Here is a 21,571-nt window from a genome sequence, read left to right on the forward strand (position 1 = left end):
TGGGTTCGTTGAGATAGTTAAGATAAAATGGGTTAAATTTTATCACTCTTGTGGCTAATTCACTATTGTTTTATTTCGCTCGTACGGTTAATAAGTGAGCAAGCTCTTGTTTTTCTGTTTCGTCTAAACCGTTAGTTCGGTCTTTGGCGATTAATTGTTCAATACGACGTTCGACAATTTGCACCAACAAGAAATTATAGGTTTCAATGTAGGTCGCACTAATATGTTCATCTTCTATTAGATGATCCCATGTGGCCAAAATTTCAAGGGGTTTATAGTCTTCGGTATCACGAAAATGTTCTAAAATTTGCCCTAAGGTCATCCCCACATTGTCACGGCATAATGTGGTTAATTTATCGAATAAAGCCAAACCTGGTTCATTTAAACTTGCTAGGGGAGAAACGTCATAGTCAAATTCTAGTGCCAATTGCGGATTTTGCAATAATAGGGCGATCATCAAACGCATAGGCGTTCGTTTCACTTCGGGCATTTTTTGCACCGCACTTTTTTGTTTTGGTTGTGCTAATAAACGTTCAATTTGTTGAGGATCGATAATACCTAATTTATGGGCTAAACTATTTTTTAAATAAATCCGCAACATTTCGCCCGGAATACGTTCAATTAATGGCACCGCTAACGACGCTAATTTACTTTTGCCCTCTTTACTGTCTAAGCTGACGTCTTTCAGTAGGTGATCAAATAAGAAATCGCTCAAGGATTGGGCTTGTTGTAAATAATCCTCAAATTGTTGTTTGCCATATTGACGAATATAGGTGTCGGGATCTTCCCCCTCTGGCAGAAAAACAAATTGTAACTGACGGCCATCTTCTAAATAAGGCAAGGCGTTTTCTAAGGCTCGCCATGCAGCGGCTCGGCCCGCTCGGTCACCGTCGTAACAACAAATCACTTGATCGGTGGTACGAAAGAGCTGATTAATTTGTTCTGGTGTGGTGGCTGTGCCGAGTGAGGCCACTGCATAATCCACCCCAAATTGCGCCAAGGCCACCACATCCATATAGCCCTCCACCACCAACAAGGCTTTCGGGCTATCGTTAATTTGCAAGGCCTCATATAAACCATACAGCTCATTGCCTTTGTGATAAGTCACGCTCTCTGGTGAATTAAGGTATTTGGGCGTGCCGTCGCCAATCACTCGTCCACCAAAGGCAATCACTCGACCACGGCGGTCACGAATAGGAAACATCACACGATCACGGAATGTATCATAGACCTTGCCACGTTCACTGCGTTTTAGCATGCCTAAGGAAAACAAACGTTCCTGTTCGGCTTTGTTATGGCCAAAGTGACGCACCACCAGATCAAAGCTATCGGGGACAAAACCAATGGCAAAACGGGCAATAATCTCGTCGGATAAGCCGCGTTGTTGTAAATAGGCTTGTGCATGGGCAAATTGTGGCAATTGTTGTTGATACAATTCCGCAATTTCTTGCATTAATTGATACAGATCTTTTTTGGTTTGATAATTCACATAAGGTTTATCAGACTTATGTTGGCGTTCTTCCCGTGGCACGTCTAAGCCAAGCATAGCGGCTAATTCTTCCACCGCCTCAACAAATTCCAGTTTGTCGTATTCCATTAAAAAGCTGATGGCATTACCATGGGCGCCACAACCAAAACAATGGTAAAACTGTTTGCTTTTGCTGACCGTAAAAGACGGGGTCTTTTCATGATGAAAAGGGCAACAGGCTTGATAATTATTGCTACCGGCTTTTTTCAGTTTTACCCGAGAATTCACCACATCAATAATATCCGCTTTTGCCACAATATCATTAATAAAAGAACGTGGAATCAAACCAGCCATAGATAACCCTTTATGTGAGCCAAACCAAGACAACAATTAAATGAACAAAACCGTGATTCCAAGTGGTTTCACGGTTTGTTTAGCGCAAATGTTAATTAGAACGTCTAATTAATATAAACGTGTGTTGCGAGAGTTCTCACGTGCAACACGTTTTGCGTGACGTTTAGCACGAGAAATATTTTCACGTTTACGAATTGTTGTTGGTTTTTCGTAGAATTCACGTGCACGCACTTCTGCTAAAATACCCGCTTTTTCGCAAGAGCGTTTGAAACGACGTAATGCAACGTCAAATGATTCGTTTTCACGAACTTTAATTACTGGCATAAGCCATCACCTCTATTAAAATTTGATAAATAAGTTGAGTTAATTTTGCAAAATTACTGAGTAACTTACTCAATAAAGGTCGCAATTTTAATCTAATTTACCCCTAAAAGTAAAGTAGGATTTTGATCTTTTCTGTGCAAAATCGCTAAAGTGCGGTAAAATCTCACTTATTTTTTAGCAGAATAACAAAATAAAGAGTATTTGATGAAGATCCTAGGCATTGAAACTTCCTGTGATGAAACCGGCGTGGCGATTTATGATGAACAACAAGGCTTGATCGCCAATCAACTGTATAGCCAAATTGCCTTGCATGCGGATTACGGTGGTGTGGTGCCAGAATTGGCCTCCCGTGATCATATTCGCAAAACCTTGCCCTTAATTCAGCAAGCCTTGCAACAAGCCAATCTCACCGCTCAGGATATTGATGGCATTGCGTACACCTCTGGCCCAGGTTTAGTTGGCGCCTTGTTAGTGGGCGCCACCATTGCTCGCTCACTGGCTTATGCGTGGCATATTCCCGCTATTGGCGTACATCACATGGAGGGGCATTTACTTGCACCCATGTTAGAACGGCCCGAAAATCGACCGCAGTTTCCTTTTGTGGCCTTGTTAGTGTCGGGTGGACATACGCAATTAGTGCAAGTCGAGGGCGTGGGGCTTTATCAATTATTGGGTGAAAGTATTGATGACGCCGCCGGTGAGGCCTTTGATAAAACCGCTAAATTACTGGGTTTAGATTACCCCGGTGGCGCCGCCCTTTCTCGTTTAGCCGAACAAGGGCAAACGGGGCGTTTTGTGTTTCCCAAACCTATGACGGATCGACCGAGCTTAGATTTCAGTTTTTCTGGCTTAAAAACGGCGGCGGCCAATACGATCAACCAATTAATCAAACAACAAGGCGAACTCAGCCAACAAGACAAAGCGGATATTGCTCACGCTTTCCAAACTGCCGTGGTCGATACCTTAGCGATTAAATGCAAACGAGCATTAGCCCAAACGGGCTACAATCGTTTAGTTATTGCGGGTGGGGTCAGTGCAAACAAGCAATTACGCCAAGGCTTACAGCAATTAATGCAAAGTTTAAAAGGGCAAGTCTTTTACCCTGCCCCCGAATTTTGCACGGACAACGGTGCCATGATCGCTTACGTGGGTTTTTTACGTTTAAAAAATGGTGAACAATCGGATCTCGCCATTGACGTCAAACCCCGCTGGGCCATGACGGAATTGGCATCAATTTAAAAGGTTAACAACCATGGCAAAACTCTATTTTTATTACTCCACCATGAACGCAGGAAAATCCACCACCCTGTTGCAATCAGCCTACAACTATGTGGAACGTCAAATGAACGTGTTGCTTTACACCGCGGCCATTGACGATCGCTTTGGTGTCGGGAAAATTACCTCAAGAATTGGTATCAGCCAAGAGGCAAGATTATTTAATAAAAACAGCAATCTCTGGCAAGAAATCAAGCTACATGTGGAACAAGAGAAATTACATTGTATTTTGATCGACGAGGCGCAATTTTTAAGTCAAGCACAGGTTCGTCAATTAAGTGATGTGGTGGATAAGCTCAATATTCCCGTGTTATGTTATGGTTTACGCACGGATTTTCAGGCGAATTTATTTGAGGGCAGCCAACATTTACTCGCTTGGGCGGATCAATTAGAAGAATTGAAAACCATTTGCTATTGCGGTCGTAAGGCCAATTTTGTGTTGCGTTTAAATGCGCAAGGCGAGGTGGTGAAAGACGGCAATCAAATTGAAATCGGTGGCAATGATAAATACCTTTCCGTCTGTCGCCGACATTATAAAGAAATGATGGAAAATGCTTAAAGTGCGGTGCGAATATTGGCAAAACTCGCCCCAAAAACACCGCACTTTCTGTCGCCATTACACCACGGGCGTATTGCGATAAAACATTAATCTTGGCAAGGCCAACCCAATTACTAACGCCCCGAGTAAGAATCCGGTTTTAATAAAATCGTTAATCATATGTTCATACAGATCGGGGGCATAACCATGATAGTTAATTTGTACAATGGCAATCATCGCTTTATAGGCATAAATCCCTGGAATCATTGGGATAATCGCCGCCACCGTAAACACTTTTGGGTGCGCTAAATAACGTTGTGAAATATGCACACCCGCAAACCCAATCAACGCAGAGGCAAGCAAGGTTGCCAACACCAAGGCGACATCAAAATGCAATAACAGGGTGCGGAAACTATGCCCCAATGCGCCTAACACACCACAATAAATCAAGGCTTTAGGTGGCACGTTAAAAATCAACGCAAAACCCACCGCAGGAATAGCGGCAAAAAACATATCGTCCAGTAATAATAAAATCAAATCCATGTTAATTTCCCCAATGTGCAATATTTAAAACATTTAATCCGAGAACAATGCCCATACAAGCGCCAAAGGTCAACACCGTGGCCAAGGTCCAACGGGCCCAACCCATACCAATATGGCCTTTTAAAATATCCGCAATGGAATTCACTAACGGGAAACCGGGAACCAACAATAATACACTTGACGCCAAGGCAATCTGAGGGTTGTTGCCTAAATTGAGTTTTAACGCCCAACCTGAAATGAGTGTGGCCACAAAAGCCGTGACACCAAACACAATCAGCGGATTAAAATGCCGTTTAGCTAATTCTTGCCGTACAAACATGGCCACCGCAGAGGCCACAAAGGTAATACCAAAAATAATATGATTACCGCCAGAAAGATGGGAAAAACAGGCGCAAGATAAGCCAATCATAAACACCACAAGCCAACGGTTATATTTCAGCGGTTTAATCTGTTCTAATTTTTTACGCACCAAGTGAATGTCATAAATATGATGTTCTGCCGAAATCACAATCCGCTGTACGGCGGTCACCACTTGCATATTAATGCCTTTATCGCTATTTTGCCGTGCGGTGGTAATACAATGGCCGTGCATTAAGGTGGTCAACACAATGGCGTTCGGTGTGAGCGCACATTCCACCGATTCCGCCCCCAAGGCTTTGCCTAAACGTACCGCACTTTGCGACACCACCATACTCTCGGCACCATGTTGTAATAATAGTTGCGCCACCAAGACACAAAGCCTCGTGATTTCACGTTGCTGTTCTTCAGCTTCTGTTTCTGTTTGTTGATATTGTTCCATGACATCATCCTAACCAATAAATTGGCCCCTATTATACGGGGTTTTATCATTATTTAATTTGTCTTAAATCAAGAAAAGTGCGGTAAAAAATTAATGATTTTTTTAGATTTTAATGTTAATTTAATCGCATTTCTCATTTCTAGGCTTTTATTATGACACAAAAAACCCTTGTGGTGAAATTTGGCACCAGCACCTTAACGCAAGGTTCGCCAACATTAAACCGCCCACATATGATTGAAATTGTACGTCAATTCGCTCAACTGCATCAAGCGGGATTTCGCATTGTGATTGTCACGTCAGGCGCCATTGCTGCAGGGCGTGATTATCTCAATCACCCTGAATTACCGCCGACCATTGCCTCTAAACAATTATTGGCCGCCGTTGGTCAAAGTCAACTGATTCAAACGTGGCAGCAGCTTTTTGCTATTTACGATATTCACATTGGGCAAATTTTATTAAGTCGTGCCGACATTGAAGATCGTGAACGCTTTCTTAATGCACGTGATACCTTGCATGCGTTGCTAGACAACCGCATTATTCCTGTGATCAACGAAAATGACGCCGTTGCCACCGCAGAAATTAAAGTGGGTGATAACGATAATTTATCTGCTTTGGTGGCGATTTTAGTGCAAGCGGATCAGCTTTATCTCTTGACCGATCAACAAGGATTATTTGACAGTGATCCTCGCAAAAATCCTGAGGCAAAATTAATTCCTGAAGTGGCGCAAATTAACGATCATATTCGTGCGATTGCCGGTGGCAGTGGCACCAATTTAGGCACGGGCGGGATGTCCACCAAAATCACGGCGGCGGATGTGGCCACCCGTTCGGGCATTGAAACCATTATTGTGTCGGGCAATCGTGAAAATGTGATCGTGGATTTGGCCTATGATAAACCTATTGGCACCAAATTTACGGTACCGGCTGAACACTTGGAAAGCCGTAAACAATGGCTTTTCGCTGCGCCGTCAGCAGGTACGTTGGTGATTGATGAGGGGGCAGAAAATGCGCTGTTAATCCAACAAAAATCCTTATTGCCTGCGGGGATTGTGGAAGTGCAAGGACGTTTTTCACGGGGTGAAGTGGTCAAAATCCGCACCCGCAGTGGCAAAGACATTGCGCTCGGTATGCCACGTTATAACAGTGATGCCTTAAGCCGTATTCAAGGCAAAAAATCTCAGCAAATTGAACAAATTCTGGGCTATGAATATGGCGCAGTGGCGATACATCGTGATGATATGGTGGTATTGAAGAAATAATATTCTGCGCTATTTTACACCGCACTTTTCGGCTTAATCTACGTTGATCATTGCCTAAAAAGTGCGGTGTTTTTTTACGTTATTTTTAGCGTGAGGGCTTGTTTATTCCTTGCCTTTTACATCAATAATTACCACTTCCGATTGCGAACCGAGGCGCATTGGAATGCCCCAAAAGCCATAGCCAGAGGTCACGATAAAATGACCATGACCAATTTTTTCATGACCGTAAGCCAAACGGTAGGTTAATTTGGTAATCAAATTCGCAGGGAAAATTTGGCCGTTATGCGTATGCCCCGCCACCAGTAAATCCACGGGTAATTGTGAAATTTGTTCAATTTCTGAGGGACGGTGATCAAGCACAAAAATCGGCAATGAGGCATCAACCGATTCCAGTAATTGTGCGGTACTCGGGCGATCTTTGACTAAATCATCATTGCGCCCCACAATCACAAATTCCTGATGAATGGTTTCGGTTTGGTCCCATAAAACCTTGATACCCGCTTGTTTAATTTGCTCGGCAATCCGTTGTTGATCGCCAAAGAAATCATGATTTCCCAAGGTGGCATAAACGCCTAAGGGGGCCTTAAGTTTGGCTAAACTCGGTTGCATTTGTTGGCTTAAATAAGCGTCCACGTTGTCGTCCATAATGTCCCCAGGGAGCAAAATAAGATCGACTTTTTGTTGATCAAAAATCGCCGCCAGTTGATCCATCTGTTTGGCGCCAAACAACGTGCCCAAATGAAAATCACTGGCTAGCCCGATTCGTAGCGGCTTGAGCGGTTTATCAAGGGTAATTTGATAATGCACAATTTTCGGTGTGTAAGCATTGTATACACTCACCGAAATCAGCCCGAACATGGCCACGGGATAAGCCCATGCCAATAAACGAGGACTCTGGAAATAACTTTTACCTAGCCACCAAATGATCCCGAATGCAAGACTAATAAACGCAGAATACAGTAAAATCACCAAAATATAAGGCGTTACCCGAAATAAGCTCGGTGAAACACGCAAAACGGTCAATAAAATAATGCCGTTCGCCAAGAGATAACTAAGGATCGCAAAGGCATATCGCCCTTGTTGGGGTAAAAACGCACCATATAACCAACCTAACGTGCGGTTAAAAATATACAAAAATAATTGCAATACCACGAAAACAGCGGCAAAAATAAAATAATAACGAGTTTCCAATTTATGCTCTCCAATAAAAAATAGAAGGTGCGTGACAATACGCACCTTTCATTAAAAAATCAACCTTATCAAAAAGTTATACTGCAGATTGGAAAATCACATTATCGGATTTTTGCGTATAACGGCTAATTTGGTCGAAATTCATATAACGGTAAGTATCGTCTTTATCTTGCTGTAAATCATTGGCGTAAGATAAATATTCTTGCGGTGTCGGTAAACGACCCAACAAGGAGGCCACCGCCGCCAGTTCCGCTGAGGCCAAATACACATTGGCACCTTGTCCTAAACGGTTCGGGAAGTTACGGGTGGAGGTGGACACCACCGTGGCTTTATTGGCCACACGGGCTTGGTTCCCCATACAAAGTGAACAACCGGGGATTTCAATCCGTGCGCCACTTTTCCCGAAAATGCTGTAATAGCCCTCGTCACTCAACAAAGACGCATCCATTTTGGTGGGCGGTGCAATCCACAATTTGGTTGGGATCATGTCTTTAAATTTCGCCAATAATTTCCCTGCGGCACGGAAATGACCGATATTGGTCATACAAGAACCGATAAACACTTCATCTATTTTATCACCTTGTACCTCGGACAACAAACGGGCATCATCGGGATCGTTTGGTGCACACACAATCGGTTCCTTAATATCCGCCAAATCAATGTCGATCACCGCCGCATATTCTGCATCGGGATCCGCTTGCATTAATTCTGGGTTATCCAGCCATTTTTCCATATCACGAATACGACGTTCCAAGGTTCTCACATCGCCATAACCCTCGGCGATCATGTATTTCAGCAACACAATATTGGAATTTAAATATTCAATAATCGGCGCTTTGTCTAATTTAATGGTACAGGCCGCCGCAGAACGTTCAGCCGACGCATCGGAAAGTTCAAAGGCTTGTTCCACTTTTAAATGTTCCAATCCCTCAATTTCCAAAATACGTCCAGAGAAAATATTTTTCTTACCCGCTTTTTCCACCGTTAATAAGCCTTGCTTAATGGCATAATACGGAATCGCATGTACCAAATCACGTAAGGTAATCCCTGGTTGCATTTCGCCTTTAAAGCGCACTAACACTGATTCAGGCATATCCAATGGCATCACGCCAGTGGCTGCGGCGAATGCGACCAAGCCAGAACCCGCAGGGAATGAAATCCCAATCGGGAAACGAGTATGGGAATCGCCACCGGTACCGACGATGTCAGGCAATAACATGCGGTTTAACCAAGAGTGAATAACACCGTCGCCCGGGCGCAGTGAAACACCGCCACGGTTCATAATAAAATCAGGTAAGGTGTGATGGGTCACCACGTCCACTGGTTTTGGATAAGCGGCGGTATGACAGAACGATTGCATCACTAAATCAGCGGAGAAACCCAAACAAGCCAGATCTTTAAGTTCATCTCGGGTCATTGGTCCAGTGGTATCTTGTGAACCGACCGAAGTCATGCGTGGCTCGCAATATTGACCCGGTCGAATGCCGTCCACGCCACAAGCTCGGCCAACCATTTTTTGTGCAAGGGTAAAACCTCGGTGATTTTGCACCGCACTTTGTGGTTTTTGGAACACGTCACTTTCTGGCAAACCTAATTCCACACGAGCTTTATGGGTTAAGCCACGGCCGATAATCAATGGAATACGGCCACCCGCTCGTACTTCGTCCAATAACACATTGGTTTTTAATTGGAATTCCGCTAATACCTCGTCCGTATCATGACGGCAAATTTTGCCCGCATAAGGGTAAATATCAATCACATCACCCATATTCAGTTGGCTGACATCCACTTCAATCGGCAACGAACCCGCATCTTCCATGGTGTTAAAGAAAATCGGCGCAATTTTACCGCCAAGCACCACGCCGCCCGCCCGTTTATTTGGAATATAAGGAATATCTTCCCCCATAAACCAAAGTACCGAGTTGGTGGCGGATTTACGTGAGGAACCCGTTCCCACCACGTCGCCCACATAAGCCAAGGGGAACCCTTGTTGTTTCAGGCGTTCAATTTGTTTAATCGGGCCGATATTCCCTGCGTCATCTGGTTCAATACCATCCCGTTCATTTTTTAACATGGCTAAGGCATGCAATGGAATATCGGGACGAGACCACGCATCTTGTGCCGGTGAAAGATCATCGGTGTTGGTTTCACCCGTGACTTTAAACACGGTGACCGTTAATTTTTCCGCCAATTTGGGGCGAGATAAAAACCATTCGGCGTCAGCCCAAGATTGTAAGACTTGTTGCGCAAACGTATTGCCTTGTTTGGCACGTTCCGCCACGTCGTGGAAATTATCAAACATGAGTAGAGTAGTAGAAAGGGCGTTTGCAGCAATGGGAGCGAGAGTAGGATTATCGAGGGCGGCCAATAACGGCTCAATATTATAACCGCCTTGCATGGTACCGAGCAACTTGACGGCATGTTCCGTTGAAATCAGCGGTGAACGGGTTTCTCCTTTGGCTAAGGCCGCCAGAAAACTGGCTTTCACATAAGCCGACTCATCCACTCCGGCTGGAATGCGAGTCTCAAAAAGTTCAAGCAAATCCACCGCACTTTTTTCTGCCGGCGGATGTTTCAGCAATTCGATTAACTGTGCCGTCTGTTCTGCATCTAATGGTTTGGGAACAACACCTTGTACAGCACGTTCATCAACGTGTTTTTGGTAATTTTGTAAAAAACTAAACATAGGAGCTCCTTATTTTTGTTGCAATTCTGTTACATATTAATACTGTTCTCTCTTATCGACAATAAGTTTTTGAAACAAATCATTAAGCTATGATAAACTAGCGCTAATTTGATAAAACCAAAGGATTTTTCAATGTCAACTTTAGCCAATCTCTACCGTAAAATTTTAGCGTTCCCTTTATCATTATTGGTCAAAAACAATTCTATTCCACATCACCCAATAGAAGAATTGGAATTGGATATCAATCAACCCTTTGTTTATGTTCTGCCTTATACCTCACAAACGGATTTAGTGATTTTTCAACGTAATTGTTTAAATGTAGGGTTGCCCGATCCGTTGCAACCCAATGAAATCAACGGTGAAAAACTACCTCGTTATGTATTTTTAGATGAGGGACATAGTTTCTTTAAATCTAAGGGCGCCAAAAAAGAAACGGAAAAAGTATTCTATAACTACTTAGAATTACACCGCAGTTTGCCCGAGTTAAATGTGCAAGTGGTGCCCGTTTCGGTGTTATGGGGGCGTTCACCGGGGCAAGAAGATAAAAATGGCTTGCCAAAATTACGCTTACTGAATGGCATTCAAAAAACCTTTACAGTGTTATGGTTTGGCCGTGATACCTTTGTGCGTTTCTCGCAAGCGGTGTCATTACGTTATATGGTGGATGAACATGGTTCAGATGAAAAAATCGCTCAAAAATTGGCTCGTGTAGCGAAAATGCACTTTGCCAAACAGCGTATTTCTGCGGCGGGTCCTCGCTTACCGAATCGTCAAGCCATGTTCAAAAAACTATTGCAATCGCCAACCATTTTACAAGCCATTGATGATGAGGCCACGGCTAAAAAAATAAGCCATGAAAAAGCCACCCAAGAGGCACAAAAAATTCTGGATGAAATTGCCGCCAATGTGAGCTATGAAAGTTTGCGTATTGCCGACCGTTTTTTACGTTGGTTATGGAATAAACTGTATCAAGGCATTGATGTACAACATGCTGATCGTGTGCGTAAACTGGCCTTAGAGGGGCATGAAATTGTGTATATTCCTTGCCACCGTAGCCATATTGACTATTTATTGCTGTCTTATGTGCTGTATCATCAAGGCTTAGTGACACCGCATATTGCCGCTGGGATTAACCTTAATTTCTGGCCGGTGGGCGGCTTATTCCGTCGTGGCGGGGCATTCTTTATTCGCCGTACGTTCAAAGGCAATCGCCTCTATTCTACGCTGTTCCGTGAATATTTAGCGGAATTGTTCCACCGTGGTTATGCCGTGGAATTCTTTATTGAGGGCGGTCGTTCACGTACAGGTCGCTTATTGGCGCCGAAAACCGGCATGGTGTCCATGACCTTACAAGCCTTACAACAAGGCCAAACTCGCCCGATTTCCTTGGTGCCAGTGTATGTGGGTTATGAACATGTGTTAGAAGTCGATACTTACGCCAAAGAATTGCGTGGCGCCGCCAAAGAGAAAGAAAATGCAGGCTTAGTGTTGCGAGTGATCAAGAAATTACGCAATCTTGGCAAAGGTTATGTAAACTTTGGCGAACCGATTTCACTCAATAGCTACCTCACGCAACATTATCCAGAATGGAAACAAAGCCTCCAAGAAGAACGCCCAAGTTGGTTTAACCAAGCGGTGGATCAAGTAGCCAATCAAGTAATGGTGAACATTAACAACGCCGCCGCCGTTAATGCCATGAACTTAACCGGCACCGCCTTACTGTCCTCACGCCAACGTGCGCTATCCCGTGAGCAATTATTGGAGCAGTTGGAAAGCTATCAACAATTATTACAAAATACGCCATATTCACAAGATGTGATTATTCCAACGGAAACGCCAGAGGAAATGCTCAATCATGTGTTGAGCTTGGATCGTGTCGGCGTGTTAACGGAAAAAGATAATTTCGGGGAAATTATCCGTTTAGAACGTAATTCAGCGGTATTAATGACCTATTATCGCAACAATATCCAACACTTATTTGTGTTACCGTCTTTAGTGGCGAGCATTGTGTTGCATTATGAGGCTACCCAAAAAGATTTGGTGATTGATGCGGTGAATAAAATTTATCCGTTCTTACGTGCCGAGTTATTTTTACATTTTAGTAACGAAGAACTGAATCAACGCATTGAAAGTGTGATTGCTGAATTAGCCCGCCAAGAATTAATCAAATGCAACGATAGCTTGCTCAGTATCAACCGACCAAAAGTGCGTGGTTTACAACTATGGTCAGCCGGTATGCGTGAGATTTTGCAACGTTATCAAATTGCGGTGAGCTTGCTGTGTAACGATCCGAGCATGTCTCGTGCAAGTTTGGAAAAAGAAAGCCAATCGGTGGCACAACGTTTATCGGTATTACATGGGATTAATGCTCCTGAATTTTTTGATAAAGCCGTGTTCTCTGGTTTTATTAATAGCTTGAAAACAAACGGTTATTTTGATGAAAATGGCCAAGCAGATTTGACCAAATTACAACAATTATCGGATATTTTCACCCGTTTGATTTCGGCTGAAATTAACTTGACCATTCAAAGTGCGGTGGAAAAAGCGGAAGAAACCACCAGCAACGATGTGGCACAAGAAGATAAAACCGAAGATAACGTATAATTATTTTTTATTATCCCTTTAAGGAACCCTATGAATTTACGAGAAAAGATCGACCAAAGCCCCATGTCTGGCTACCAATGGGCTATTGTGGCTATGGCCGCCATTATGAACTTATTAGATGGCTTTGATGTATTGGCGCTAGCCTTTACCGCCTCCTCCATTAAAGCCGAATTTGCCTTATCTGGCGTGCAACTCGGGTATTTAATGAGTGCAGGGTTAATAGGAATGACCGCCGGCTCCTTATTTTTGGCCCCACTGGCGGATAAAATCGGCCGTCGTCCGTTATTACTGATTGCCATTGGCTTATCCGCCTTGGGGATGTTGGGATCTGCCTTTATTAGCCATCATGACGCCCTATTCGGTTGGCGCTTACTCACCGGCTTAGGCGTGGGCGGTATTTTAGTTGGCACCAACGTATTAACTAGCGAATACTCCTCTCGCAAATGGCGGAGTTTCGCCATCAGCGTGTATGCGGCGGGCTTTGGCGTAGGTGCCGTGTTAGGGGGCTTTTTTGCTGTCGGTTTGCAAGATGTGTACGGTTGGCGTGCGGTGTATTTAGCCGGTGCGGCTTTAACAGGTTTATGCTTTGTGGTGTTATTGGCTTGGTTGCCTGAATCCATTGATTTTCTGTTAAATAAACAACCGCACAATGCGCAACAACGGTTAAACAAAATTACGCAAAAAATGGGCTTAGGCAAAGATTGGTCATTGCCAATGCAAACCGCACAACAAGACGGTCAAAGTGCGGTGAAAAAATTGCCTATTTCGCAATTATTTAACGCCCAATATTTGCGTTCGACGTTGTTAATTTGGACGGCTTTCTTCGCCATTATGTTCAGTTTCTATTTCGTCAGTTCTTGGACGCCAGCCCTATTAAAAGAGGCGGGCATGACGGAAAATGCCAGTATTGTGGTGGGTATGATGATTTCCATTGGTGGCACCATTGGCTCCTTATGTTATGGCTTATTGGCGAGCCGTTGGTCTGCCCGTCATGTATTAATGCTATTTACGGTGCTCTCCTCTTGCGCCATTATTATTTTTATTTTCTCCTCTGCTATTTTATGGTTAGCCATGGTGTTTGGTGTATTGGTGGGGGCGTTAATGAACGGCTGTATCAGCGGTTTATATACGCTCAATCCGAATATTTATGCGGCGGATATTCGTAGTACCGGTGTGGGTTGGTCGATTGGCATGGGGCGTGTGGGATCGATTCTGGCGCCGACCATTGCGGGTTCTTTATTAGATTTAGGTTGGCAAAAACAAAGCCTGTATATTGCCGTCGGTTTTGTGCTACTCATTGCCGTGGTGGCGTTATTTTTCTTAAAACGGCCAAGTAAAATTCAAGCCCTTTAAACTCAAATCTCCCCGCCATGAGCGGGGAGATTGCTTTATTTACTCTTGCCATAATGGCAATCTGATCACCACTCGCAGACCACCCAATGGGCTTTTTTCTGCCCAGACTTTACCTTGGTGAGCTTGCACCGTGCTGTACACAATCGCTAAACCTAATCCCGCACCGGTTTTTTGTTGTGTGCGATATTCGTCTACTCGATAAAACGGCGCAAAAATCCGTTCATATTCGTTGTCGGGTAACCCCTCACCGTTATCTTCGATCATAATAAACAGTTGTTTTTTACGCAACGAAAAGGTGACTTCAATAAGCGAGTGAGTATATTTAAGCGCATTGCGGATCACGTTTTCTAGAGCACTTGATAAGCCCTCTAAATTCCCATAAATTTGGTGCTTTTCAGGGGAATGGATCTGCTGTTTCACGTTCATACCGATATTCATCTCTCTCGCCTCAAACATGGCATCGGCTAAGACTTCTTGCCAGATTTCTGGGAGCCGAATGCACTCACGATACAGATTATTTTTCACTTGCGTCGCAGAAATCAGCAATAAATCACTCACCATGGCATTCAAGCGATGAGTTTCATTTTCAATCCGCTGTAATTCACTGCTGTCCCCCATTTTACGTCGAATCAAACTGGCCGCTAATTGTAAACGTGTTAACGGTGTACGTAGCTCATGTGAGGCCGTCGACATCATTTGCCGTTGAGTATTAATCAAATCCGCTAAAGATTTCGACATTTGGTTGAAACTGCGTCCCACTTGGCGCAATTCCACCACACCTGTTTTTTCCAGTTCTTTATTCACACTAAAATTCCCCATCGCTACAGCATTTGCCGCACGCTGTAAACGGCGAATAGGCTGGGTTAAACTGTATGCGAGCCACGCTAAAATCGGCGTCGATACCAACATTAGCAAAAACAAGAGTAAAAAAGGACGGTCAAAGATATAGTTGGCAATTTCCTTTTGAGGATCGACATAGGTGATAAAATAAGCAAAATAGGAATATTGATGTTCATCACTATTGATATGAATGCTAAAGGGGCCAGCAATGGAGAGATCATAAAAGGTCTTGCGTTGTGGGCGCAATAAATCTGTCGAATATTTCATAAAATCACGAATATAGCCGACTTCATTTTCTCGGGCGCCAATAATACGCTGCGTTTCGTCAACCAATACCGGGCGAGGCGTATTCAATTTTTCTTCAATAAATGCCTCTGGTGTCACCAATAAGCGAGAAAATTGCTGAGAACGCACCGCATTAATAATATCCTGATGGTATTTATTCACTTCTTTAGAGGTTAAGCCCACATATAAGCGAGAGTCTAATTGTGGAATAAAAAGTGCTGACAGCAACAGTAAGGCAAAAATAAACCAGAATAATGCGAAAATTTTAACTGCAAGCGAATTAAAGGTGGCTTTGATCATCATTCCACCAGTTTAATTTTTCTTTATAAATCATAGGATTACCCCCCCCCGCAAGGTTGCCATTTGACGCATTATTATCGGCACGTTTATCGCAATATTCATCGGATAACATGGCGTAGCCTCGCCCTCGTAAGGTTCTAAACCATAAATCGCCATTTTCTCTCGGCGGTAATTTTTTACGTAAGTTTGACATGTGCATATCAATGGAACGGTCAAAGGGTGACAAGGTTTTGCCAAGTACTTTCATGCTGAGTTCGTCTTTGCTCACAGCTTGATTGAGGTTCGACACGATCAACTCTAAGCAACCAAATTCGGTTGTGGTTAAATCTAAAGAATGGCCTTGATAACTGGCTTGTTTGGTCGCCGTGTTTAGCACGAGTCCCTCGACATTCGTGATGTGCTGAGGGGGGACAGTGGTACTGCTATCGGTACGACGTAAAATGGCTTTAATCCGCGCAATCAACTCACGGTCATTAAAGGGTTTCGCCAAATAATCATCCGCCCCCAATTCCAGCCCTTGAATACGATCCAAGTCGTCACCTCGTGCGGTTAACATTAACACCGGCGTATTATAACGTTGACGAATTTCTTTTAACGCCGTAATACCATCCATTACAGGCATCATCACATCCAATAAAATCAAACGATAAGTGTTGTCCGCCAATTTTTCCAAGGCCACTTTGCCATTTTCAGCCTCGTCGACTTGGAATCCCTCCAAAGACAACAAATCTACCAATAAAGAACGAATATCTTGGTCATCATCCACTAATAATAAAGACATAGGCCTCTCTCCAATGTTATACAACGACTTCCTTAAGGATACTCAATTCTAATCTATTTTCAGTAAAAAAAGAAACCTAAAATAAAAAATTCTGCTGTTAATTTGGTTAAAAATATTTTAAAATCCACGAAATTTATCTACTGCAATTCTCTCGCAAATTTTAAGTAAGGATCTCCTATGAAAATCGTCGAAGTAAAACACCCTTTAGTCAAACATAAATTAGGCTTAATGCGTATGGCTGATATCAGCACCAAGCACTTTCGTGAATTAGCCACGGAAGTGGGGAGTTTGTTAACTTATGAAGCCACCGCCGATTTAGAAGTGGAAAATGTCACCATTGACGGTTGGTGCGGTCCGGTCAACGTCGATAGAATTAAAGGTAAAAAAGTTACCGTGGTGCCGATTTTACGTGCTGGTTTAGGCATGATGGACGGTGTATTAGAACATATTCCAAGTGCCAGAATTAGCGTAGTTGGTATGTACCGTAATGAAGAAACCTTAGAGCCTGTGCCATATTTCCAAAAACTCGCCAGTGATTTAGAAGAACGTTTAGCTATCGTGGTTGACCCAATGTTAGCGACTGGTGGATCGATGATTGCCACCATTGATTTATTAAAACAAAAAGGCTGCCAACAAATTAAAGTCCTTGTATTAGTGGCAGCTCCAGAGGGTCTGAAAGCCTTAGAACAAGCTCACCCTGATATTGAATTATACACGGCGTCCATTGATGACCATTTAAATGAACATGGTTACATTATCCCAGGTTTGGGTGATGCGGGTGATAAGATTTTTGGAACGAAATAAATCCTGATGCCTTTGATTTTTATCAAGGGCATTTTTCTGCAACCGCGGTGCAAAGTCAGTGAGCTTTGGCCGCTTATTGAAGTAAAAAACTATGACAACACCTGAAATTCAAAGTAAAACTAAACAAGCCTTTGTGGGCTTACAAATGTTATTCGTCGCCTTTGGTGCCTTGGTTCTTGTGCCATTAATCACTGGCTTAAATGCGAATACTGCACTGTTAACCGCAGGGTTAGGGACATTATTATTCCAACTTTGCACCGGTAAACAAGTCCCGATCTTCCTCGCCTCCTCCTTTGCCTTTATCGCCCCCATTCAATACGGCGTACAAACTTGGGGCATTGCCGTGACAATGGGTGGCTTGGCTTGTACCGGTTTAGTCTATATTGCCTTAAGTACCTTGGTAAAATTACGGGGTGCGGGTATTTTAGAGCGCATTTTCCCTCCAGTAGTCGTGGGGCCAGTGATCATCATTATTGGTATGGGGCTTGCACCAACCGCAGTAAATATGGCTGTGGGTAAACCAGACGGTGTGACGCAAGTTTATGAATATGACTTAGCCGTGTTAGTGTCCTTAGTCACCTTGCTTACCACATTGTGCGTAGCCGTGTTCTCCAAAGGGATTATGAAACTGATTCCGATTATGTTCGGTATCGCAGTTGGTTATATTTTATGCTTATGCTTAGGCTTAATTGATTTCCAACCGGTATATGACGCCGCTTGGTTTAGCTTACCTCAAATCACCACGCCAGAATTTAAACTGGAAGCCATTTTATACTTACTCCCGATTGCCATTGCACCGGCGGTTGAACACGTGGGCGGTATTATGGCAATTAGCTCTGTGACGGGCAAAGATTTCCTAAAAAAACCGGGGTTACACCGCACTTTATTAGGTGACGGTATCGCCACATCTGCCGCCTCCTTATTAGGTGGCCCACCAAATACCACCTATGCGGAAGTCACGGGTGCCGTGATGTTAACGCGCAACTTTAACCCAAATATTATGACATGGGCCGCCGTTTGGGCCATTGCTATTTCATTCTGTGGCAAAGTGGGGGCATTCCTTTCCACCATTCCAACCATCGTCATGGGCGGTATTATGATGTTGGTGTTCGGCTCTATTGCCGTAGTAGGAATGAGTACCTTAATCCGTGCTAAAGTAGATGTGACAGAGGCTCGTAACTTGTGTATTATTTCTGTGGTCATGAGTTTCGGTATCGGCGGTATGTTCGTCAACGTGGGCGAACTTTCGGTCAAAGGTATCAGCTTATGTGCTATCGTGGCCATTATTCTTAACTTGGTGTTACCAAAAGCGGAAAATAAAGTCGAAGAATAACCCTCACCCTATCCCTCTCCCAACAGGAGAGGGAAATTGATAGGATTTTTTGTGCAACAACTTTCTCTCCCTATTCATCAACTAGATGATGAAACCTTAGAAAATTTTTACGGCGACAATAACCTCTTGTTGCTCAACTCGTTGCACAAAAATTTCCAACAATTACAACAACCATTCTTTTATATTTGGGGAACGGCCAGCAGTGGCAAAAGCCATTTGCTCAAAGCCGTGACCAATTATATTCTGGCCGAAAATCGTCGCAGTATTTATGTGCCGTTAAGCAAATACGCCTATTTTTCCACCGCAGTTTTAGACAATCTTGAACAACAAGATGTCATTTGCCTCGACGATTTACAAGCTGTTATCGGTCATCACGACTGGGAACTGGCTATTTTTGATTTATTTAACCGAATCAAAGAAAAAGGCACCGCACTTTTACTGATTAGTAGCGATCAATCCCCTACTTCACTCCCCGTGAAATTACCCGATCTTGCCTCACGTTTACGTTGGGGAGAAATCTATCAACTTCACCCGCTCAACGAAACGCAAAAAATCCAAGCCTTACAGCAAAACGCCCATCAATTAGGGATTGAGTTACCTGAAGATACCGCAAATTTTTTAATCAAACGTTTAGATAGAGATATGCACAGCTTATTTACAGCCGTCGCAAAATTAGATAAGGCCTCATTACAAGCACAACGCAAATTAACGATTCCCTTTGTGAAAGAGATTTTAGGGTTGTAAAAAACACATAAAAAAACACCGCATTTTGTGACACAACTGCGGCATTTTTCTTATCAAATTTAGAACAATACTCTCGCCCGAATAGTGCCATCAATGGCTTTGAGTTTAGTTAATAAACCCTCGGTATTTTCGGTTTCTACATCAATCACCACATAACCAATTTGCGGATCGGTTTGCAAGTATTGAGCGGCAATGTTGATATTTCCTTCCACAAAAATTTGGTTGATTTTATTTAACACACCCGGTTTATTGTGGTGAATATGTAATAAGCGTTTGGTGCCAGTATGCTCTGGTAAAGACACTTCTGGGAAATTCACCGAAGAAAGGGTTGAACCGTTATCGGAATATTTAACAAATTTACTGGCCACTTCCGTCCCAATATTTTCTTGTGCTTCCGTCGTTGAACCACCGATATGGGGGGTTAAAATCACATTATCAAATTGACGTAATGGCGACTCAAACACTTCATCTGCAGACGCTGGTTCTTCAGGGAACACATCAATGGCCGCACCACGAATATGACCTTGTTCTAAGGCTTTGGCCAAGGCGTCAATGTCCACCACCGTACCACGAGCTGCATTAATAAAAATACAGTCTTTCTTCAACTGTGAAATGCGTTCCGCATTCATTAAGTTTTTAGTGGATGGCAATTCAGGTACGTGCAATGACACAATATCACTGGTGCTTAATAATTCTTCTAGTGATGAAATTTGTTGTGCATTACCTAACGGCAATTTGGTTTCCACATCATAGAAAAATACATTCATACCTAAGGACTCCGCAATAATACTTAATTGCGAACCAATATGACCATAACCCACAATGCCCAAACGTTTGCCTCGTACTTCTCGAGAACCCACCGCACTTTTATTCCATTCACCACGATGAACTTGTGCGTTGGCGGTTGGAATATTACGCATTAATAATAGGATTTCGCCTAATACTAATTCTGCTACGGAACGTGTATTGGAGAAAGGCGCGTTAAATACTGGAATCCCACGAGCTTTTGCCGCCTTTAAATCCACTTGGTTGGTGCCAATACAGAAACAACCCACCGCAATCAATTTCTTGGCCTCGGCAATAATATCAGCGGTGAGATTGGTGCGAGAACGTAATCCCACAAAATGGGCATCTTTAATCGCTTTTTTCAGTTCGTCAGGTTCAAGGGCTTTTTTGTGGTATTCAATATTAGTGTAACCAGCGGATTTCAAAATATCTAACGCATTTTGATGCACGCCCTCTAGCAATAAGAACTTAATTTTTGATTTGTCTAAAGACACTTTGTTTGTCATATTTGCCTTCCTAATGATGTTGTGTTTTTAATAAATGAAAGAAAAAGTGCGGTGCTTTATTTAATAATTTTTGCACCCTCTGGCGTGCCAATAATTACAGTATTTGCTGCATTTAACGCAAAAATGCCGTTCGTCACCACACCCGCCACATTGTTTAATGTTTTTTCCATTTCTACTGGATTCAGGATTTTAAAATTATAGACATCTAAAATGACATTGCCATTATCTGTAATCACATTTTCACGCCATTCTGGCGAGCCACCTAAAGCGACCAATTTACGTGCCACTTGAGAACGTGCCATTGGAATCACTTCGACAGGTAAAGGAAAGGTTGAACCTAACACGTCAACTTGTTTTGAACTATCCACAATACAAATAAAATTCTTCGCCAATGATGCCACGATTTTTTCACGAGTTAACGCCGCACCACCGCCCTTAATCATCATTTTTTGTGGATTAATTTCATCCGCACCGTCCACATAAATATCTAAGCTTGATACATCATTGGCACTGAACACTTCAATGCCTTGCTTACGTAATAATTCTTCTGATGCTTTTGATGCGGCTACGGCACCTTTAATTTGGTCTGCCATGCTGCCAAGTACATCAATAAAACAATTCACCGTGGAACCGCTCCCCACGCCCACGATCATATCAGGTTTCACAAATTGCAAAGCCGCTTTCGCTGCTTGTTTTTTCAGTTCGAGTTGATCCATTTTTAATCCTTAGTTTTTGGTAAAACGATTGCTACACTTTAATACTAAAAAGCGAGATAGACAAGCCGATAAAGACAAAAAT

Annotated in this window: 17 protein-coding genes and 1 pseudogene; 8 read left to right on the top strand and 10 right to left on the bottom strand. The window is 43.1% G+C overall.

What is annotated here, in order from left to right; all coding sequences use genetic code 11:
- Window positions 1–70 precede the first annotated feature (70 nt).
- A complete protein-coding gene (dnaG, locus tag ACTG7Q_RS01000) occupies window positions 71–1,822 on the bottom strand; it encodes a DNA primase (protein ID WP_439239936.1) in 1,752 nt (583 codons plus the stop codon).
- A gap of 108 nt (window positions 1,823–1,930) precedes the next feature.
- Window positions 1,931–2,146 carry a 30S ribosomal protein S21 gene (rpsU, locus tag ACTG7Q_RS01005; RefSeq protein ID WP_439239938.1) on the bottom strand — a complete coding sequence of 72 codons (216 nt, stop codon included), beginning with the start codon at window positions 2,144–2,146 and terminating at the stop codon, window positions 1,931–1,933.
- Between the two features lie 204 nt (window positions 2,147–2,350).
- Between rpsU and tsaD the strand changes: the two genes are divergently transcribed.
- Complete coding sequence (gene tsaD / locus ACTG7Q_RS01010) at window positions 2,351–3,385, top strand: tRNA (adenosine(37)-N6)-threonylcarbamoyltransferase complex transferase subunit TsaD (RefSeq protein ID WP_439239940.1); 1,035 nt, start codon at window positions 2,351–2,353, stop codon at window positions 3,383–3,385.
- 13 nt (window positions 3,386–3,398) lie between these two features.
- A complete protein-coding gene (locus tag ACTG7Q_RS01015) occupies window positions 3,399–3,980 on the top strand; it encodes a thymidine kinase (RefSeq protein ID WP_439239942.1) in 582 nt (193 codons plus the stop codon).
- Between the two features lie 57 nt (window positions 3,981–4,037).
- On the opposite strand, the gene ACTG7Q_RS01020 is transcribed toward ACTG7Q_RS01015, so the two are convergent.
- Both ACTG7Q_RS01020 and ACTG7Q_RS01025 read right to left on the bottom strand, forming a co-directional pair.
- A complete protein-coding gene (locus ACTG7Q_RS01020; protein ID WP_439239944.1) occupies window positions 4,038–4,502 on the bottom strand; it encodes a threonine/serine exporter family protein in 465 nt (154 codons plus the stop codon).
- Between the two features lies 1 nt (window position 4,503).
- The gene (locus tag ACTG7Q_RS01025) at window positions 4,504–5,301 is read right to left on the bottom strand and encodes a threonine/serine ThrE exporter family protein (RefSeq protein WP_439239946.1); all 798 of its coding nucleotides are present in this window, start codon (window positions 5,299–5,301) and stop codon (window positions 4,504–4,506) included.
- A gap of 152 nt (window positions 5,302–5,453) precedes the next feature.
- On the opposite strand from ACTG7Q_RS01025, the gene proB reads away from it, so the two are divergent.
- Entirely contained in the window at window positions 5,454–6,560 is a 1,107-nt protein-coding gene (gene proB, locus ACTG7Q_RS01030) for a glutamate 5-kinase (RefSeq protein ID WP_439239948.1), read from the top strand.
- A 102-nt stretch (window positions 6,561–6,662) separates the two neighbouring features.
- On the opposite strand, the gene ACTG7Q_RS01035 is transcribed toward proB, so the two are convergent.
- Both ACTG7Q_RS01035 and acnB read right to left on the bottom strand, forming a co-directional pair.
- A complete protein-coding gene (locus ACTG7Q_RS01035; RefSeq protein ID WP_439239950.1) occupies window positions 6,663–7,751 on the bottom strand; it encodes a metallophosphoesterase in 1,089 nt (362 codons plus the stop codon).
- A gap of 76 nt (window positions 7,752–7,827) precedes the next feature.
- Entirely contained in the window at window positions 7,828–10,437 is a 2,610-nt protein-coding gene (acnB, locus tag ACTG7Q_RS01040; RefSeq protein ID WP_439239952.1) for a bifunctional aconitate hydratase 2/2-methylisocitrate dehydratase, read from the bottom strand.
- 132 nt (window positions 10,438–10,569) lie between these two features.
- On the opposite strand from acnB, the gene plsB reads away from it, so the two are divergent.
- Window positions 10,570–13,041 (top strand): glycerol-3-phosphate 1-O-acyltransferase PlsB, encoded by a 2,472-nt coding sequence (plsB, locus tag ACTG7Q_RS01045; RefSeq protein WP_439239954.1) that lies wholly within the window; start codon window positions 10,570–10,572, stop codon window positions 13,039–13,041.
- 30 nt (window positions 13,042–13,071) lie between these two features.
- Window positions 13,072–14,394, top strand: a complete 1,323-nt coding sequence (locus ACTG7Q_RS01050) for an MFS transporter (RefSeq protein ID WP_439239956.1) — start codon at window positions 13,072–13,074, stop codon at window positions 14,392–14,394.
- 39 nt (window positions 14,395–14,433) lie between these two features.
- On the opposite strand, the gene cpxA is transcribed toward ACTG7Q_RS01050, so the two are convergent.
- Together cpxA and ACTG7Q_RS01060 are read right to left on the bottom strand one after the other, a co-directional pair.
- Window positions 14,434–15,822, bottom strand: a complete 1,389-nt coding sequence (gene cpxA, locus ACTG7Q_RS01055; RefSeq protein ID WP_439239958.1) for an envelope stress sensor histidine kinase CpxA — start codon at window positions 15,820–15,822, stop codon at window positions 14,434–14,436.
- 94 nt (window positions 15,823–15,916) lie between these two features.
- Window positions 15,917–16,600, bottom strand: a pseudogene (locus ACTG7Q_RS01060) (response regulator); the annotation flags it as partial.
- A 177-nt stretch (window positions 16,601–16,777) separates the two neighbouring features.
- Between ACTG7Q_RS01060 and upp the strand changes: the two are divergent.
- The 3 genes from upp (at window position 16,778) to hda (ending at window position 19,481) form a co-directional block, all read left to right on the top strand.
- A complete protein-coding gene (upp, locus tag ACTG7Q_RS01065) occupies window positions 16,778–17,404 on the top strand; it encodes a uracil phosphoribosyltransferase (RefSeq protein ID WP_439239960.1) in 627 nt (208 codons plus the stop codon).
- Window positions 17,405–17,495: 91 nt separating this feature from the next.
- Window positions 17,496–18,737 carry a nucleobase:cation symporter-2 family protein gene (locus ACTG7Q_RS01070; protein ID WP_439239962.1) on the top strand — a complete coding sequence of 414 codons (1,242 nt, stop codon included), beginning with the start codon at window positions 17,496–17,498 and terminating at the stop codon, window positions 18,735–18,737.
- A 51-nt stretch (window positions 18,738–18,788) separates the two neighbouring features.
- Window positions 18,789–19,481: a DnaA inactivator Hda gene (gene hda, locus ACTG7Q_RS01075; RefSeq protein ID WP_439239964.1), complete on the top strand. Its 693-nt coding sequence runs from the start codon at window positions 18,789–18,791 to the stop codon at window positions 19,479–19,481.
- A gap of 59 nt (window positions 19,482–19,540) precedes the next feature.
- Here the strand turns inward: hda and serA are convergent, their stop codons facing one another.
- Both serA and rpiA read right to left on the bottom strand, forming a co-directional pair.
- A complete protein-coding gene (serA, locus tag ACTG7Q_RS01080) occupies window positions 19,541–20,773 on the bottom strand; it encodes a phosphoglycerate dehydrogenase (RefSeq protein ID WP_439239966.1) in 1,233 nt (410 codons plus the stop codon).
- 56 nt (window positions 20,774–20,829) lie between these two features.
- Entirely contained in the window at window positions 20,830–21,489 is a 660-nt protein-coding gene (gene rpiA, locus ACTG7Q_RS01085) for a ribose-5-phosphate isomerase RpiA (protein WP_439239968.1), read from the bottom strand.
- Window positions 21,490–21,571: the final 82 nt, after the last annotated feature.

This window comes from Lonepinella sp. BR2474 (genome assembly GCF_051851555.1).
In the GTDB taxonomy this organism is placed as follows: domain Bacteria; phylum Pseudomonadota; class Gammaproteobacteria; order Enterobacterales; family Pasteurellaceae; genus Lonepinella.